We start from the raw sequence: 16621 nt of genomic DNA, 5'->3' as shown, positions 1-16621 counted from the left end.
CGGGGCCGGGTTAGCGTCGGGCTGCGGAGGTAGCCATGACGGACCCGTACCTCTACAACGGGCAGAACCCCGACGACCACATAGCCGCCTGCCCCGACTGCAGCGCGGCCATCGCCCTCGTCGAGGCCGACCACGCCGCCACCCCACCACCCCGCCTGCGCGAAGCCGTCCTGTCCACGGCCCGCCGAAGACGGACTCCCGCGGTGACCCAGGTGGCCGCGCTGGCCGTGCCGTACGCCACCCAGGTCGCCCTCATGGACGAGCTGCTGGCCGACCTGAACGGCGAGCAGTGGAACGCCCCCATCCCCAACCACGGCACCATCCGCGACCTGGTCACCCACCTCACCACCAACGACACCCCGGTAGCCCACCTCATGGGCCTAAGCCCCTCCACCCCACCTCCCGCACCCCCCAGTCCGCCCCGCAACCCTGCCACCCCAGCTCCCGCACCCACCGGCCCACCACGCGACCCCGCCACCGCAGATCACGAACCCGCAGGCCAGGAGCTGGCCGCGCCAGCTTTCGCCCCTGCCAGTACCTCCCAAGAGCCCACCGATCCTCCGAGAGCCGCCACCCCTTCCTCCACGACCGACCGCCCAGAGCCGCCCAACGGCCCGAAGCCCGATGCGACCTCCCTGCCAGCCATCGACGGCACCCCCGCCTCTCCGAACCACGCCGCCCCTCCCGAGGCGCCTCCCACTCCTGCCGCGCCCCCCGCCTCGGCGGCGGCCTTGCTTCCCTACGCCGCCGGCGAGGCTCTGGGGCTGGCGGCCGCTCCGAACGGCGCGCTGCCTCCCGAGGCGGTCGGTGGTTCCCTCGTCGGAGGCGTCAGCGTGCATCGGCGGTGGCGCGAGCAGGCGGGCCGGTTGCTCGAGCGCGTCTCCGGGTGCGCCGACGTACTGCTCGACGTGGAGTTGGAGTTGGCGGGTACCCGCCCGGCCCGCGGCCCGCTGCGGCACGCGCTCGTCCAGCGGACGTTCGAGACCTGGACCCACGCCGACGACATCCGCACCGCCACCGGCCGCCACCGCACCAACCCGCCGCCGGGCCACGTCCGCATGATCGCCGAGCTCGGCCTGGCCCTCCTGCCCCGAGCTCTCAAAGGCCCCAGACGAGACGTATCGGCCACGATCATGCTGACCGGCCCGGGCGGCGGCACCTGGACGATCCCCCTCTCACCCACCCCCGCCAGGGTCAGCGTGGTGATCTCCGCAGACGCGGTCGACTTCTGCCGCCTCCTGGCCAACCGCTGGCCACCCAACGCCTTCCCCTATGCAGCCGAAGGGGACACAGCCCTGGCCCACGACCTCGTCCGCGCCGCCGCCACGCTGGGATGCGACTGATGTCCGCGGACGCCGACCTCAGAAACAGGCTCGCCGCCGGCGACCTCGACGCACTCATGCTCGCCTACGACCAGCACGCCCCCTACGTGTACGGCGTGGCCCTCAAGATCACCGGCACCAGCGCAGCAGCGGAGGAGATCACCCAGTCGGTCTTCGTAGCCCTCTGGGAGCAACCCCTCTCCTTCGAACCCGCCCTCGGCTCCTTACGCGGCTGGCTGGTCACCCGAGCCCTCCACTCCTCCGCCCACCACACCCGCGTCAGCTGACCTCTGTCTGTCTGCCGATCAGCTGACAGATGCGCACAACTGTCAGGTGATCGTGGGGTGACAGACGTGTGATGGTGTCAGCTGACCGGGGCGTTCCAGGTGGTGATCACTGGTTTGGCGTGTTCGAAGCCGAGGCGGGAGTACGTGCCGGTGTCGAGTTTGAAGAGGCGGCCGTCCTCGGGCGGGAGTTCGAGCCAGCGGGATGCCAGGACGCGGAGGAAGTGGCCGTGCGCCACGAGGGCAACCGTGCCGGGCGTGGCCTTGGCGCGGGCGATGACGCGGTCGGCTCTGGCTGCCACCTGCTCGGCCGTCTCTCCCGGATGGGCGGCGTCACCGGGGATCACGCCGTCGCGCCACAGGTACCAGCCGGAATGATTCTCCCGGATCGCGGGCGTGGTGATGCCCTCGTAGCCGCCGTAGTCCCACTCCCAGAGGTCCGCATCCACCTCGTAGTCCGTCAGGCCCGCGAGCTCGGCCGTGCGGCGCGCCCGCTGGGCGGGACTCACCAGGACGAGGTCGAACGTGCGCTCCTTGACCAGCGGCGCCAGGGCCCGCGCCTGCTCCTCGCCGCGCTCCGTCAGCGGCAGGTCGGTGAGGCCTGTGTGCTTCCCGTCCCTGCTCCACTCGGTCTCACCATGCCTGAGCAGCAACATCTCGTCCATGACGTCCATCTTCCTTGACCTCGACCGCACTTCAGACAGCAGGGTGGACAACACGTGTGCGATCACTTTGCATTCCTCTGGCCCGCCTGAGAACCCACACTTGGAAGAGTCCCGTGCCGGGGAGGCGCGGCTCGCCGTACATGCCGCAGGCGTGGGGCTGGTGCGGCCTCGTTTGAGGCTGTGGGGGCGACTAGGCCTGTTCCAAAGTCGGCGACGTGCCGCCCTACGCTGTGTGCGTGGCACCTGAACGAACGGGCGAGGCATCCCGGCCTGTCCCGAAAGTCGGCGGTTGGCTGCGAAAGACCGGCTGGGGGATGATCGCGCTGCTCCTGGCCGCATTCGCGGTTTTCGAGAGCGTCAAGTATGGACTGCCGACCACGGCCGCCACGCTGGTGTTCTTCGCGCTACCCGACGTGGCGAGGCTCGCTGGGGTCCGCCCGCCGGGGTGGCTCTACCAAGCCGTGCACCGCGTGTGGATCCCGCTTGTGGTGCTGGTCGGTTATGCCTTCGGTCCGATCGTGTGGCCGCCGCTCTTCACTGCCGCCCTTGGTTGGCTTACCCGCATCGGCCTTGAGCGAGCGTTCGGGCGCGGACTTCCGTTGAACAGTGGGTCTTGACGGTTCGTAGGACACCCCGCCCAGACTTCGCAACAGGCCCGTGGGGGTCAGGTTGTGGCCAGGGATTCGGCGATGGGGGTGAAGGCGGGTAGGTCGCGTTCGTGGTGGAGGACGTAGTACGAGATGTCGTGCTCGTCCCGCCAGTGGCGGAGTTTGTCGGCGATGTCGTGGTGGGTGCCGAGGAGGACCTGGGGGGTTTCGTCCTGGCCCGTGGTGTGGGCGGCGCTCCATGATTCCTCGGGCTTACGGACGCCCAACTGCATGATGCTGGTGCCGAGTTCGAGGCGGTCGTAGCGGTCGCCGGCCGCCTCGCAGACGGTGTCGATCTTGGCGAGGAAGGTCTTGAGGCCGCCGTCCGTGCCGTCGGGTCCCGTGCCGTCAGGCCGTACGCGCATGCCGAGGTTGACCACGTCCGCCTCGCGGGCGGCCAGGCGGAGCATGCGGCGGCCGCCCCCGCCGAGCAGGAGCCTCGGGTGCGGGCGCTGGACCGGCTTGGGCTGCTGGTCGAGCGCGGTGATGCGGTAGTGGGTGCCCTCGTGGGTGAAGGGTTCGTCACCCCACAGGCCCTTCAGTACGGCTACCGCCTCGGCGAGCCGGTCGACCCTGGTGCCGGGTGGCTCGAAGGCCAGGCCCGCACCGGCGTAGTCGGCGGCCATCCAGCCCGTGCCCAGGCCCACCTCCAGGCGCCCGTCTGACAGCAGGTCGAGCGTGGCGGTCTCCTTGGCCAGCACGGCCGGGTGCCGGAAGTCGTTGGCGAACACCAGGGTCCCCACCCGCAGCCTGGTGGTCGCGCACGCTGCGGCCGTCAGCGCGGCGACCGGCGCGAGCCGGGGCCCGACCAGGTGATCGGGCACCAGCAGCACGTCGAACCCGGAGTCCTCTAGCCGCCGCGCCTTCTCCGCCCACTCCCTCCCCGACGCGGCCCCCCGCACCACCGCCCCGAACCGGAACCGCCGTCCCGCCATCCGTGACCTCCCAACCAACCAAGCGCTAGTCTCGCCAACCTACGCCCGACCACCCACCCATGTCATGTGCCGAGCTCGGAAGGCAGGCCCAGGCTCGGGAAGACCGGGTCGCGCGGTGGGCTTCGGGGAGTCGGAGGGGCGGATGGCGTGGAGCGGCCGCCGTCGAGGGGGCGACGGCGGGCGCGGGGAGGGCGGCGGAGCTGGGGGTCAGAGAGAGGTCACGGGGTGGGTTTGGGGAGGGCGAGGGCGACCGAGCCCATGGCGGCGGTCATGACCAGCCAGGCGACGGCCGCGACGGTGTTGGACAGGCCCGCAAGCCAGGCGACCGGGATCAGGAACGGCGCGACGATGAGCAGGATCGCCGACCAGGCGGGCGCCGACTTGCCGAGCAGGACGGCAACGCCGAGCAGGACGAAGCCGATCAGACCGGGGAAGAAGCTGATCCCGAGCACGGACGTGGGCATGTCGTTGTTGAGGGCATTGAGGAGCTTGGTGGCGGTCTGCGGGTCCAGGCCGCTCTTGAGGGCGGCGTACAACGGGTCATCGGTGTCGGGTGACACGGGCAGCGCGAGAATGAAGGCAAGGACCATACCCACCAGGCCGAGCACCGGTTTGCCCGCCCGCGCGACCTTGCTCACCGCGAGGATGCCGGGGATCATCGCGATCATGCTCAGCAGGCCGAGGTAGCTCTCGGTGGGATAGCTGTCGAGGTGTGCGGCGAAGCTCCGGACCAAGGACTCGCCTTCGGCGGTGACCGCGATCGGAGTGATCAGCAGGCTTGTCGCGATGGCGAGGGGGGCGATGATCGCGCAGGCGATCATCGCGTAGCGCGCGAAGGTGTCGGCTCCCGTGCTGGGGGCCGTGTCGAGAGTCGTCATGATCCGAGAGTCGACCGACGCCTTCCGGCCTGCATGAGTAACCCCTACTCAAATCGGGCCCTTACCAAGCGCTTGCTTTAGATGCGAGACTCGGGGCATGGACATCCCGGTGCGGCAGGCGACGGACGACGAGGTCGCCTCCTTCGACAGTCATGGCTGGGTACGGCTGCCGCGGCTGGTGGACCCGGGCACGGTGGCGGACCTGCGCGAGCGGGCCCTGTCCTACCTGGAAGCCCGCGCGCGCGAGCACCGCACCCTGGTCGACCAGGCCTTCGGCCAGTCCCGCGACATCGCCGACGCCGACGACCTGTTCAGGGCCGTCAGTCGCGCGATGGCCGGCAACGCCGCGAGGCTGCTGCGCGGCGTCGAGGCGGTGCGCATCCAGGTGACGAACCTGCTGGTCAAGGAGCCGGGCGAGCACGGGGCCACGGAGTTCCACCAGGACTTCCCGTGGATGCCGATGGACCGCTCGGCGATGCTGACGGTCTGGCTGGCGCTGGTGGACGTCCCCGCCGACATGGGCTCGCTGCGCTTCTACAGCGGCTCGCACCGGTACGGCGTGCTGGGACGGAGCTTCACCCGGGCGGGAGACGACCAGCTCACCCAGCATCCGTGGCTGAAGGAGCTGGAGCTGTCGCCACCGCTCGACCTGAAGGCGGGCGACGCCACGGTCCACCACGCGCTGACCGTGCACGGCGCCCCCGCCAACCAGCGGGACACCCCGCGGCTGTCGTTCACGGTGACCTACTTCGACGCCGACGCCCTCTACACCGGCACGCCGTACCAGCAGACGGACGGGCTTGGGCTCGGGGTGAACAAGCCCTTCGACCACCCGAGGTTCCCATGCCTGAGACCATGAGAGGGCCCGTGGCCGACCTGGGCGCCACGCTCATGCACGAGCACATCTTCGGCCTGAGTCCCGAAATCCTCTGGAACTGGCCCGATATCCCAGAAAAGTGGGACATATCGCAAAGAGCAGCGGAAGCCGCGGAGAAGCTCGACGCGCTCAAGGCGGAAGGCATCGACACGATCGTCGACCTGACCGTGGTGGGCCTGGGCCGTTACATTCCCGCCGTCCAAAGAGTGGCCGAGCTGACCAGCGTCAACATCGTGGCCGCCACCGGCCTGTACACCTACGACGCCCTGCCGCCCTACTTCGCCAACAAGGGCCCGGGAACCCTCTTCGGCGGCCCCGACCGCCTGGCCGAGTTCTTCGTCAGGGACATCGTGGACGGCATCGGCAGGACCGGCGTCAAGGCGGCCATGCTCAAGTGCGCCAGCGACCACCTGGGCATGACCAAGGGCTGCGAACGCGTCTTCCGCGCCGTCGCCGAAGCCCACCGGGCGACGGGCACGCCGATCACCACCCACAGCTCCCAGCCGGGCGGCCTCGAACAGCAACGCCTCCTCGAAGCACTCGACGTGGACTTGAGCAAGGTCGTGATCGGCCACGCGGGCGACTCCACCGATGTGAAATACCTCGAAGAACTCCTTGAAAGCGGGTCCTACCTGGGCATGGACCGCTTCGGCATCGACTCGATCAGCCCGTTCGAGGACCGGGTCCGGGTGGTGGCCGAGCTCTGCGAGCGCGGCCACGCCGGCCGGATGGTCCTGTCGCACGACTCCTACTGCTTCAACGACCGCTTCGACGCCGAGGTGGTACGGCGCCGCCACCCGAACTACCACCTGCTGCACATCCCCCGGGACGTCCTGCCCGAGCTGCGCAAGCGCGGCGTCACCGAGGAGCAGATCCACCAGATGCTCGTCGACAACCCGCGGAGGATCTTCGGATGGACTTCGACGTCACCGCCGACTGGCACGTCGCCTCGCCGTACAAGTTCCTGAGGAGGCTCCGCCACGAGCGGCCCGTCTTCCACAGCGAGCACCTGGGCGCCTACGTCCTGACCCGCTACGCCGACGTGCGCGCCGCCTACGGTGATCCGTGCCGGTTCTCCTCGGCGGGCTCGCTGACGATCTCGCGCAGCCTGACCGAGGAGACGCGGGCCAGGCTGGGCGAGCACGGCTCGTTCCTGTCGAGCTTCGTGGCCAACGTGGACCCGCCCGACCACACCAGACTGCGCAGGTCGGTGTCGAAGGCGTTCACGCCCCGCGCGGTCGCCGCCATGGAGCGGTTGTTCCGCGAGCTCAACGAGGAGGCCGTGGACCGGGTCGAGCCCGCGGGCGAAGCGGACTTCATCGCCCAGATCGGGCACGAGCCGTCGATCAAGCTGACCGCCCGCTTCATCGGCGTGCCCAAGGCGGACGAGGCGTTCGTGCAGGCGCACGTGAAGGACTGGTTCCAGCTGTTCCTATCGCCGCAGCCCGCGGCGCGGCAGCTGGAGCTGGCCGACAGCTTCCTGGAGTACCTGGACTACGTCGACCGGCTGGTCGCCGACCGGCGCAAGGAGCCCAGGGACGACTTCACCTCGCTCATGGCCGGCGCCGAGGGCCTGTCGCATCGCGAGGTGGTCGAGCTGATCTCCACGATCCTGCTCGGCGGCAACGACACCGTGCCCAACCAGCTCGGCAACTCCGTGCTGCGGCTGCTGCGCGAAGGCCGCTGGCCGGTGCCGCCGCCCCAGATCCAGAACTGCGTCGAGGAGTGCATGCGCATCGACGGCGCCTCGCTCGGCTCCTTCCGCTACGCCACGACCGACATCTCCCTGCACGGCGTGACGATCCCGGCCAAGGCGCTGGTGCTGCTGTCGACCGACTCCGCCGCCCACGACGAGAGCGTCTTCACCGACCCCGAGCGCTTCGTGATCGACCGCGCCAACGCCGACGCCCACCTGGTGTTCGGCTACGGCATCCACTTCTGCGTGGGCGCCGCGCTCGCCCGCCTCCAACTGCGTACCGCGCTGGAGGTGCTCGGGCGGCGCCTGCCGTCCCTGCGGCTGGTCGAGGGGGAGCCGATCGCCTACCGCAGGTCGATCGTGGGACGGGGACTGCAGGCGCTACGGGTGGCCTGGTGAGCAGGGAGATGCGGCGCTTCGACGGGCGCGTCGCGCTGGTGACCGGCGCCGGGTCGGGCATCGGCGCCGCCTGCGCGGCCCGCCTGGCGGCCGAGGGCGCCTGCGTGGGCGTGCTGGACGTGCGCGCGTCGGCGGCCAAGGCGTCGGCGTCGGCCATCCGCGGCCACGGCGGCACCGCCGTGGCGCTGACCTGCGACGTCTCGGACGAGAAGCAGGTCGAGAGCGCCGTGGCGGAGCTGGTGGCCTCCTTCGGGCGGCTGGACGTGCTGCACTCCAACGCCGCCGCGCTCGGCCGTGACGTCTACGGCCGTGACGACGACGCGCTGGACGCCGCCGTGTGGGACAGGACCATGGCCGTCAACCTGCGCGGCGCGATGCTCATGGTCAAGCACGCGGTGCCCGCGATGCCCGACGGCGGGGCGATCGTCGTCACCTCGTCGGTCTCCGGCCTGACCGGCGACACCGACCACGCCGCCTACGGCACCTCCAAGGCCGCCATCGGCGGCTTCATCCGCTATGTCGCCACGATGTACGGCAAGCGCGGCATCCGGTGCAACGCCGTCGCCCCCGCCCTGGTCATGACCGAGGAGGCCAGGCGGGCGCTCGGACCCGAGCGGCTGGCCGAGAAGGCGGCCGAACGCCTGCTGCCCTGGCCGTGCGAGGTCGGCGACGTGGCCGGCCTGGTCTGCTTCCTGGCCTCCGACGAGGCCCGCTGCATCACCGGCCAGACCGTGGTGATCGACTCGGGCACCCTGGCGCACCGCCCCGAGCACGCGATCAGGCAGGCCCTCTAAGGTTGCTGCCATGGATCCGGTTTCGGTGGGTTTGGTAGGGGCGGGGCCGTGGGCCGAAATGGCGCACGCGCCGATGCTGGCCAAGGGGCCGCACACGCGGCTGGCGGGCGTGTGGGCGCGCAGGCCCGAGGCGGCGGCCCGGCTGGGCGCACCGGTCTACGAGCGGATCGAGGAGCTCTTCGACAACTGCGAGGCGGTCGCGTTCTGCGTGCCGCCCGCCGTACAGGCGGAGCTGGCGATCAAGGCGGCGGCGGCCGGCAAGGCGCTGCTGCTCGAGAAGCCGCTGGCCGACTCGATCGAGGGCGCGCGCAAGCTGGCCGAGGCCGTGGCGGAGCACGGCGTGGCCTCGCAGATGATCCTGACCATGCGCTACGCCCGGCAGACGCGCGACTTCCTGGCCCGCTGCCGCGAGATCGACCCCTTCGGCGGGCACGCGGCCAACATCTCCGGCGTGCTGCTCGGCGACCATCCGTTCGGCACGCCGTGGCGAAAGGAGCGCGGCGCGCTGCTCGACGTGGGCCCGCACGTGATCGACCTGCTGGACGCCGCGCTCGGCAAGGTGACGGGGGTGCGCGCGCACGGTGACGCGAGGCAGTGGACCGGGCTGCTGCTCGAGCACGAGGGCGGCGCCGTCAGCGAGGCGTCCCTGTGCATGGCCGCCCCTGGGGACACACCGCCGTCGTACTTCGCGGTCTACGGCCGCGGCGGCAGCGCCGTACTGGAGGCCTTCGACGACGACCCGCTGGAGACCGTCGCGGAGGAGTTCGCGCGGACGGTACGGCAGGGCGGCGGGCACCCGCTGGACGCCGCGCACGGGCTGCGGCTGCAGGAGATCGTCGTTTCGGCGGAGGAGCAACTGGCAGGCCCTTGACTTCGGGCCCATCTGGAGAATTGATAACGTTTGTCCGACGCGCAGTGTTGCAGCGAAGTCCGGTGCGAGTCCGGCGCTGTCCCGCAACTGTCATAGCCAGGTCGCCTGCCTCTGCGCTGACGTCATCAACCCTCGTGGAAAAGGGTGATCCGTCCCTCAACGCGGGTCTCTCGGTTCCGACAGTGTGAAAGGACTCCTCGTGAGGCCCGTACGCATGGCCTTCGCGGGCGCGCTGCTGGGAACACTCCTCCTGGCCGGATGCGGCCAGACGACCAGCAACACCCCGGCCGGCAACCCCTCGACCGCGGCAGCCCCGCCGCAGGACCAGAACTTCCCCGTCACGATCGAGGCCGGCAACGGCAAGATCACCATTCCCAAGAAGCCGCAGCGGATCGTGTCGCTGTCGCCCACCCACACCGAGACGCTCTTCGCGATCGGCGCGGGCCCCCAGGTGGTGGCCGTCGACGCCCTGTCGAACTACCCCGCCGACGCCCCCAAATCCGACCTGTCCGGCTACAAGCCGAACGTCGAGGCCATCGTCGCCAAGAAGCCCGACCTGGTGATCGTCTCCGACGACATCAACAAGGTCGTCATCGAGCTGGGCAAGCTCAACGTGCCCGTGCTCCTGGAACCGGCGGCGACCAAGCTGGACGACGCCTACCAGGAGATCGCCGAGCTCGGCGCCGCCACCGGCAACAAGGCCAAGGCCGACGAGGTCGTCGCGGGCATGAAGAGCGAGCTGGGCAAGCTCGCCGCGAACGCCCCCCAGAAGAAGCTCACGTACTACCACGAGATCGACCAGACGCCCTACGGCGCCACCTCCAGCACGTTCATCGGGCAGATCTACGCGATGTTCGGCCTGACCAACGTCGCCGACAAGGCGCCCGAGGCGGCGGGCGGCTATCCGAAGCTGTCGGCCGAGTTCATCGCCCAGGCCGACCCCGACCTGATCTTCCTGGCCGACGTCAAGTGCTGCCAGCAGAGCAAGGACACCCTGGCCAAGCGGCCCGGCTGGAAGAGCCTGTCCGCGATCAAGAACGGCCAGGTGATCGAGCTCGACGACGACATCGCCTCCCGCTGGGGCCCGCGCATCGTGGACCTGGCCAAGGTCGTCGGCGACGCGGTGACCAAGGCGTCGAACCGGTAGTGGTCAAGCCGTCGAGGGCCAGGCCGCTGTGGATCGCGGCGGCGCTGGTCGTGCTGGCCGCGTCCATGCTCGCCGGGTTGCTCGGCGGCGCGGCCGGGATCTCGCCGTGGCAGGTGGTGCTCCAGGCGCTCGACTGGCTGCCGTTCGTCCACGTGGAGTCCGGGCTGGCGCCCGTGGAGCAGGGGCTGCTGTGGGAGATCCGGCTGCCCCGGGTGCTGGTGGCCGCCGTGGTCGGCGGGCTGCTGGCCATGGCGGGCGCCGGGTACCAGGGCGTGTTCCGCAACCCGCTGGCCGACCCCTACCTGCTCGGGTCCGCGGCGGGCGCGGGCATGGCGGCCACGCTGGTCATCGTGCTCGTGCCCGCCCCGGTCGCGAGCGTCCCCTTGGCCGCCTTCGCGGGGGCCGTCGGCGGGGTCTTCCTGGCCTACCTGCTCGGCAACACGGCCGGGCGCTCCGGCGGCACCGCCACGCTGGTGCTGGCCGGGGTCGCGGTGACCTCCTTCCTCACCGCGATCCAGACGTTCATCCAGCAGTTCAAGGTCGAGGAACTGCAGCGCATCTACTCCTGGATCCTCGGCGACGTGGGCGGCGGCTGGGACCAGTTCTGGCTGGTCCTGCCCTACGCCGCCGTCTCCTCCGTCCTGCTGCTGCTGCACGGCCGGGTGCTCGACGTGCTGGCGGTCGGCGACGAGGAGGCCACCAGCCTGGGCCTGCGCGCCACCCGGGTACGGCTGGCCGTCCTGCTGGCCGCCTCCCTGGCCACCGCGGCGGCCGTCGCCGTGAGCGGGCTGATCGGATTCGTGGGGATCGTCATCCCGCACGTGGTCAGGCGGCTCGCGGGCGGCTCGTACCGGATCGTGCTGCCGCTCTCGCTCATCGGCGGCGCCGCCTTCCTGGTGCTCGCCGACCTGCTGGCACGCACCGTGATCGCCCCGGCCGAGCTGCCCATCGGGGTCGTCACCATGTTCGTGGGAGCGCCATTCTTCGTGGGCGTGCTGCGCATGACCCGGCGGGCAGAGACATGATCGAGGTCAGCGGGCTGTCGGTCGCCCTCGGCGAGCGGGAGGTGCTGCACGGCGTCGACTTGAAGGTGCCCAGGGGGCAGTGGCTGGCCGTCATCGGCCCCAACGGAGCGGGCAAGTCCACGCTGCTCAAGGCCGTGATGGGCCTGGTCGGCCAGCACGGCGAGATCACGCTGGACGGCAGGCCGGGCCGCGCCCTGCGGCCCAAGGAACGCGCCCGCCTGGTGGCCTACGCGCCGCAGTCGCCGGCGCTACCCGCTGACATGAGCGTGTTCGACTACGCCCTGCTCGGACGCACGCCGTACATCTCCTATTTCGGCCGGGAGAGCAGGCAGGACCGTGAGGTGACCGCGGGCGTGCTGGAACGGCTGGACCTGGACGCCTTCGCCGGGCGGCGGCTGGGCGAGCTGTCCGGCGGCGAGCGGCAGCGCGTGGTGCTGGCCAGGGCGCTGACCCAGCAGGCGCCCGTGCTCCTGCTCGACGAGCCCACCACCGCCCTCGACCTCGGTCACCAGCAGCAGGTCCTGGAGCTGGTGGACCGGCTGCGGCTGGCCGACGGGCTGACCGTGCTGAGCACGCTGCACGACCTGACCGTGGCGGGCCAGTACGCCGACATGCTCCTCCTGCTGGCCGGTGGCCGCGCCGTGGCCACCGGCAGGCCTGCGGAGGTGCTCACCGAGGCGCTGGTCGGCACGCACTTCGACGCGCACGTCAAGATCGAACCCGGCCCCGGCGGGCGGCCGGTCGTCCATCTGGTGAGAGGCGCGGCGTGAGGCTCAGCTACCGGGACGAGGACGGCGAGCGGCTGGGGTCGCTGCTGTGGGAGTTCGGATCCGGGTGGCGCATGATCTCCTCGGCCATGCTCGGCGGCGGCATCGGGCCGCGCACCTGGGTGCTGAACGCCCAGGTCGCGGCCGGATACTCGCGCATGGATCCGGTCGAGCACCTGATCGAGCTGGGACCCGGCGGCGACGGCGTGGGCATGATGACCGCCGCCTCCGTCGAGCGGCACGTCACCGCCGCCGATGACGGCGTCGAGGCCACCGCCACGGTCGGGCTGCGCGTCCCGACCTGGGCGGCCGCGCCCGCGGGCACGGCCGATCCCGAACTGGCGCCGATCCGGGTGGGAACGATCAACATCCTGGTCGTCGTGCCCGTCGCCATGACCGACGCCGCGCTGGTCAACGCCGTCATGACCGTGACGGAGGCCAAGACGCAGGCGCTGGTCGAGGAAGGCTTCGCCGGCACGGGCACCGCCTCGGACGCGGTCTGCGTCGCGGTGCCCGACCACGGGATGCCCGAGATCTTCGGCGGGCCGCGCTCTGACTGGGGCGCCCGCATCGCCCGTGCCGTCCACGCCGCCGTCCGCCAGGGCGCCCGCGCCTGGAGCGCCCGCTAGTAGTCGCTCTGCCGCGTGACGCGTCCCGCGCGCACGTCTTCCCGTACGGCGGAGCGGTCACGTTCCGCGGGCACGCCGAGACCGGCGCCGCCCGTGGTCTCGACGATGAAGGCCTCGCCCGCGGCGAAGCGGACGTTGTTGACCTTGGAGGCCAGGCGTTCGACCCTGCCGTCCAGGTGGCGTTTGAAGAAGCCGCCCAGCCTGCCGGGCTGCCCGCCGTCGCGGCCAGGCGGGGCGAGGCGCAGCCGGTCGCCGCGGGTCGTGACGTGGCAGTCGGCCAGGAAGCGGTAGACCGTCCGCGACCCCAGCCCGCCGCGGTGCCGGCCCGGCCCGCCCGAGTCGGGGATCGTCTCGATCGACTCGACGATCAGCGGGCAGCGGCTCTCGACCGGCTCGACCTGCGGCACCGAGTTACGGCCGATCCCGAAGTGCACGCCGGTCGCGTCGGGACCGTCGAGCCCCGGCCGGGCGCCGACGCCGCCGAAGTCGTAGGACAGATGGATCCAGTACGGCGCGCCGACCGCCGCGATGGAGAACGGCTGCAGGATCCCGCTCGCCGCGATCGCCCGCTCGGGCATCGCGTCGGACAGCGCCTGGAAGACGGCCTCCATGGCGGCGTAGATCGGCACGTAGCGGCCCCCGCACGGGAAGGGGCGCCGGGCGTTGAGCAGCGACCCCTCGGGCAGGCGGACGTCGATCGCCCGCAGGCACCCCTCGTTCATCGGGATCGTCGGATCCAGGAAGCACCGCACCGCGAACACGGCCGCCGCCAGCGACTGCGAGGCCGACGCGTTGATCGCCGCCGGCACCTGCGGCCCCGTGCCCGCGAAGTCCACCACCACCGCGGCCGGCGGGTTCGTCACGCCGATCGTGACGTGGACGTGGTGCGGGGTGTCCAGGTCGATGCCGTCGTCGTCGATGGGGTAGGACGCCTGGTAGGTGCCGGGCGGGAGGTCGGTGAGGGCGGCGCGGGTGCGGGCCTCGGTGTAGTCGAGGTACTCCTCGACGCCGGCGGCCAGGCCCGCCTCGCCGTACTCCTCCAGGAGCGACTCGACGCGGGCGGCGGCGACCGCCGTGCCTGCCACCAGGGCTCGGACGTCGCCCATGACCTTGTCGGGCGTGCGGCTGTTGGCGCGGAGCACGGCCTCGATGGCCGGCTCGATGCCGTCGGCGGTGGCCAGCCGTACCGGGGGGAGCTGGAGGCCCTCCAGGTAGATGTCGGTGGCCAGCGGCGCCATGCCGCCCGCCGACAGGCCGCCCAGGTCCGAGACGTGGATCATGGTGGCGGTGAAGTACACCACCCGCCCCGCCCAGTGGACCGGGCGGAAGACCAGCAGGTCGTTGGTGTGGACGCCGCCGCGGTAGGCGTCGTTGAGCACGTAGACGTCGCCGGGCCGCATCGTCTCCGGCGGCACGTCCTCGGCCAGCGACGGGAGCGCGACCCGCAGGGCCATGCTGTTCATCAGCGTCGTGGCCATGGAGTGCGCGATCAGGCGCCCGCCGGCGTCCAGGATCGCGGCCGAGGCGTCGGAGCCCTCCACGATGAACGTCGAGTACGCGGACCTGACCACCACGATGCTCGCCTCCTCGGCGGCGACCACCAGGGCGTTGCGCAGGACTTCCGCGGTCAGGTCCGTCATCGTCTCTCCAGGCGTACGGCGAGCGTCCCGTCCACCGTGGCGGCCCAGCCCGGTGGGACGACGATCGTGGACTCCGGGTCCTCGATGATCGCCGGGCCCGCCACGGCCTCCAGGCCGTCCCGGGTGAGGACAGGGACGTCGGTGTAGCCGCCGGTCTCAGGGAAGTACGCGGGCCTGTCCGGCACACGTGGTGCGGCGGGCCCTCTCCGCGCCGCACCGGCGCCCGAGGCCGGGGTTTCCAGGGTCAGGCGGACCCGGTAGCTGACGATCTCGATCTCGCCTTCCTGGGCTATGCCGTACACCTGGCGATATTTCGCGAAGAAGTGGGATGCGAGGTCATGGTGGGACTCGCTCCAGGGCACGGTGAGGTCGTGGGACTGGCCCCTGAAGCGGACGTCCACCGAGCGCGCGATCTCGCCGCCCGGGACGCCGAGGTCGGCGGCGGCCTCCGCGGCGAGAGTGTCGAAGATCTCCGTGGGATCCGAGACGCCGAGCCGGGACAGGACGCGCTCGGTGGACAGGGCGCCGGTGAGGAGACCGGCGGCCGACGCCACGCCGCAGTGCGGGGGGACGATCACGCGCGGGATGCCGAAGCGCTCGGCGACCCTGGCCGCGTGCATCGGGCCCGCGCCGCCGAAGGCGACCAGGACGAAGCCGCGCGGATCGATGCCCCGCTGCACCGTCACTACGTGCACCGCCGAGGCCATCGAGGCGCTGACGATCTCGTGGACGGCGTGCGCCGCCTGGGCCCGCGTCACGCCCAGCGGCCCGGCCAGCCGGTCGAGCGCCTTGTCCGCGAGCGCGGGCGACAGCGGGATCGAGGCGGATGACAGGTAGCCGAGCACCAGGTTCGCGTCCGTCACCGTGGGCTCCGAGCCGCCAAGCCCGTAGCAGGCAGGACCCGGCGAGGAACCCGCCGAGTGCGGCCCGACGCGCAGCGCGCCCGCGCCGTCGAGCCAGGCGATGCTGCCGCCGCCCGCGCCCACCTCGGCCAGGTCGATGGCGGGCGTCTTGATCGGCACGCCGGTGCCCGCCCTCCGTCCGCCGAAGCTGCCCTTGCCGCCCACGTGGAACTCGTGCGTGATCTCGGGGCTGCCGCCGCGCACCACACAGGTCTTGGCCGTGGTGCCGCCCATGTCGAAGGAGATCACGTCCGGATGCCCGGTGGCCGCCGCCGCGAGCACGCCCGCCGCGGGACCCGACTCGATCGTGGAGACCGCGCGCCGGGCCGCCAGTTCGGCGGAGATCACGCCGCCGCCCGACTCCATCACGTGGATGGGCGCCGAGATCCCCAGCTCGGCCAGCCGGGACCGCAGCCGCGTCAGGTAGGAGGCCATGAGCGGGCCGACGTAGGCGGACATGATGGTCGTGGTGGCCCGCTCGTACTCGCGGATCTCCGGCCACACCTCCGACGAGGCCACCACGTTCCGGACCGTTTCCCGCAGGATCGCGGCGACCTGCTGCTCGTGTGCCGGATTGGCGTAGGAGTGCAGCAGGCAGACGGCCGCCGACTCGATCCCGCGGCGCCCGATCTCGGCCGCGGCCCGCCGTACCGAGTCCAGGTCGAGAGGCTCGAGGACCTCGCCGCGGGCCGAGACGCGCTCGGCCACCTCGAAGCAGTCGGCCGGGTCCACCGGCGGCGGCGGGGGAGTGAAGCGCAGGTCGTAGCGGTCCTCCTCGACGCGGGCGTAGCGGCCGAGCGGGATCACCGAGCGGAAGCCGCGCGTGGTGACATAGGCGACCCGGACCCCCTTGCGCTCCAGGACCGCGTTGGTGGCCAGCGTCGTGGCGTGCACCACCCGCGTGACGAGCGCCGGGTCGAGGTCGCCGAGGACCTGCGTAACGCCGGTGGTGATGCCCGCGATGGGGTCATCGTGGGTGCTCAACCGCTTGGCGACCGTGATCTCGCCCGCGGGGGCCCGCAGGACCACGTCCGTGAAGGTGCCCCCGACGTCGACGCCGATCGCGTAGCCCACCGGAGTACCGTAAAACCCCTACCAAGCGCTTGTCTACGAGTCGATCTCTTGACTTACGGCAGGCGCTTG

17 protein-coding genes are annotated in these 16621 nt (G+C 71.5%); 12 read left to right on the top strand and 5 right to left on the bottom strand.

Going from position 1 to position 16621, the window contains the following annotated elements:
* Positions 1-35 precede the first annotated feature (35 nt).
* A complete protein-coding gene (locus ACIBHX_RS12800) occupies positions 36-1343 on the top strand; it encodes a hypothetical protein (RefSeq protein WP_397066976.1) in 1308 nt (435 codons plus the stop codon).
* On the top strand, positions 1343-1609 hold the full coding sequence (locus ACIBHX_RS12795) for a sigma factor (protein ID WP_397066975.1): 267 nt from the start codon (positions 1343-1345) through the stop codon (positions 1607-1609). Before ACIBHX_RS12800 ends, ACIBHX_RS12795 begins: the two co-directional genes overlap by 1 nt.
* Positions 1610-1686: 77 nt before the next feature.
* Here the strand turns inward: ACIBHX_RS12795 and ACIBHX_RS12790 are convergent, their stop codons facing one another.
* Complete coding sequence (locus tag ACIBHX_RS12790) at positions 1687-2271, bottom strand: histidine phosphatase family protein (protein ID WP_397066974.1); 585 nt, start codon at positions 2269-2271, stop codon at positions 1687-1689.
* A gap of 314 nt (positions 2272-2585) precedes the next feature.
* Between ACIBHX_RS12790 and ACIBHX_RS12785 the strand changes: the two genes are divergently transcribed.
* Complete coding sequence (locus ACIBHX_RS12785; protein WP_397066972.1) at positions 2586-2888, top strand: DUF4260 family protein; 303 nt, start codon at positions 2586-2588, stop codon at positions 2886-2888.
* A 47-nt stretch (positions 2889-2935) separates the two neighbouring features.
* Here ACIBHX_RS12785 and ACIBHX_RS12780 read toward each other — a convergent pair whose 3' ends face one another.
* Both ACIBHX_RS12780 and ACIBHX_RS12775 read right to left on the bottom strand, forming a co-directional pair.
* Complete coding sequence (locus ACIBHX_RS12780) at positions 2936-3853, bottom strand: TIGR03621 family F420-dependent LLM class oxidoreductase (RefSeq protein WP_397066970.1); 918 nt, start codon at positions 3851-3853, stop codon at positions 2936-2938.
* Positions 3854-4071: 218 nt separating this feature from the next.
* A complete protein-coding gene (locus ACIBHX_RS12775) occupies positions 4072-4731 on the bottom strand; it encodes a hypothetical protein (RefSeq protein WP_397066969.1) in 660 nt (219 codons plus the stop codon).
* 97 nt (positions 4732-4828) lie between these two features.
* Between ACIBHX_RS12775 and ACIBHX_RS12770 the strand changes: the two genes are divergently transcribed.
* From ACIBHX_RS12770 to ACIBHX_RS12730, 9 genes are all read left to right on the top strand, one after another.
* Positions 4829-5590: a phytanoyl-CoA dioxygenase family protein gene (locus ACIBHX_RS12770; RefSeq protein WP_397066967.1), complete on the top strand. Its 762-nt coding sequence runs from the start codon at positions 4829-4831 to the stop codon at positions 5588-5590.
* Positions 5587-6576, top strand: a complete 990-nt coding sequence (locus ACIBHX_RS12765; protein ID WP_397066965.1) for a phosphotriesterase — start codon at positions 5587-5589, stop codon at positions 6574-6576. The genes ACIBHX_RS12770 and ACIBHX_RS12765 overlap by 4 nt, the downstream gene beginning before the upstream one ends.
* Positions 6522-7703, top strand: coding sequence for a cytochrome P450 (locus ACIBHX_RS12760; protein WP_397066963.1), 1182 nt, complete (start codon positions 6522-6524; stop codon positions 7701-7703). Before ACIBHX_RS12765 ends, ACIBHX_RS12760 begins: the two co-directional genes overlap by 55 nt.
* Complete coding sequence (locus ACIBHX_RS12755) at positions 7700-8497, top strand: SDR family NAD(P)-dependent oxidoreductase (RefSeq protein WP_397066962.1); 798 nt, start codon at positions 7700-7702, stop codon at positions 8495-8497. The genes ACIBHX_RS12760 and ACIBHX_RS12755 overlap by 4 nt, the downstream gene beginning before the upstream one ends.
* Positions 8498-8507: 10 nt before the next feature.
* The gene (locus ACIBHX_RS12750; RefSeq protein ID WP_397066960.1) at positions 8508-9368 is read left to right on the top strand and encodes a Gfo/Idh/MocA family protein; all 861 of its coding nucleotides are present in this window, start codon (positions 8508-8510) and stop codon (positions 9366-9368) included.
* A 199-nt stretch (positions 9369-9567) separates the two neighbouring features.
* Positions 9568-10515 carry an ABC transporter substrate-binding protein gene (locus tag ACIBHX_RS12745; RefSeq protein ID WP_397066958.1) on the top strand — a complete coding sequence of 316 codons (948 nt, stop codon included), beginning with the start codon at positions 9568-9570 and terminating at the stop codon, positions 10513-10515.
* Positions 10515-11540: a FecCD family ABC transporter permease gene (locus ACIBHX_RS12740; RefSeq protein ID WP_397066956.1), complete on the top strand. Its 1026-nt coding sequence runs from the start codon at positions 10515-10517 to the stop codon at positions 11538-11540. The genes ACIBHX_RS12745 and ACIBHX_RS12740 overlap by 1 nt, the downstream gene beginning before the upstream one ends.
* Entirely contained in the window at positions 11537-12310 is a 774-nt protein-coding gene (locus ACIBHX_RS12735) for an ABC transporter ATP-binding protein (RefSeq protein WP_397066954.1), read from the top strand. The genes ACIBHX_RS12740 and ACIBHX_RS12735 overlap by 4 nt, the downstream gene beginning before the upstream one ends.
* Positions 12307-12936, top strand: coding sequence for an adenosylcobinamide amidohydrolase (locus ACIBHX_RS12730; protein ID WP_397066952.1), 630 nt, complete (start codon positions 12307-12309; stop codon positions 12934-12936). The genes ACIBHX_RS12735 and ACIBHX_RS12730 overlap by 4 nt, the downstream gene beginning before the upstream one ends.
* On the opposite strand, the gene ACIBHX_RS12725 is transcribed toward ACIBHX_RS12730, so the two are convergent.
* Both ACIBHX_RS12725 and ACIBHX_RS12720 read right to left on the bottom strand, forming a co-directional pair.
* Positions 12933-14576 (bottom strand): hydantoinase B/oxoprolinase family protein, encoded by a 1644-nt coding sequence (locus ACIBHX_RS12725; protein ID WP_397066951.1) that lies wholly within the window; start codon positions 14574-14576, stop codon positions 12933-12935. The genes ACIBHX_RS12730 and ACIBHX_RS12725 overlap by 4 nt on opposite strands.
* Positions 14573-16552: a hydantoinase/oxoprolinase family protein gene (locus tag ACIBHX_RS12720; protein ID WP_397066950.1), complete on the bottom strand. Its 1980-nt coding sequence runs from the start codon at positions 16550-16552 to the stop codon at positions 14573-14575. The genes ACIBHX_RS12725 and ACIBHX_RS12720 overlap by 4 nt, the downstream gene beginning before the upstream one ends.
* Between the last annotated feature and the right edge of the window lie 69 nt (positions 16553-16621).

It is taken from the genome of Nonomuraea sp. NPDC050536 (assembly GCF_044457685.1).
Lineage (GTDB): Bacteria > Actinomycetota > Actinomycetes > Streptosporangiales > Streptosporangiaceae > Nonomuraea.
This window is presented reverse-complemented; position numbering and strand designations above follow the sequence as displayed.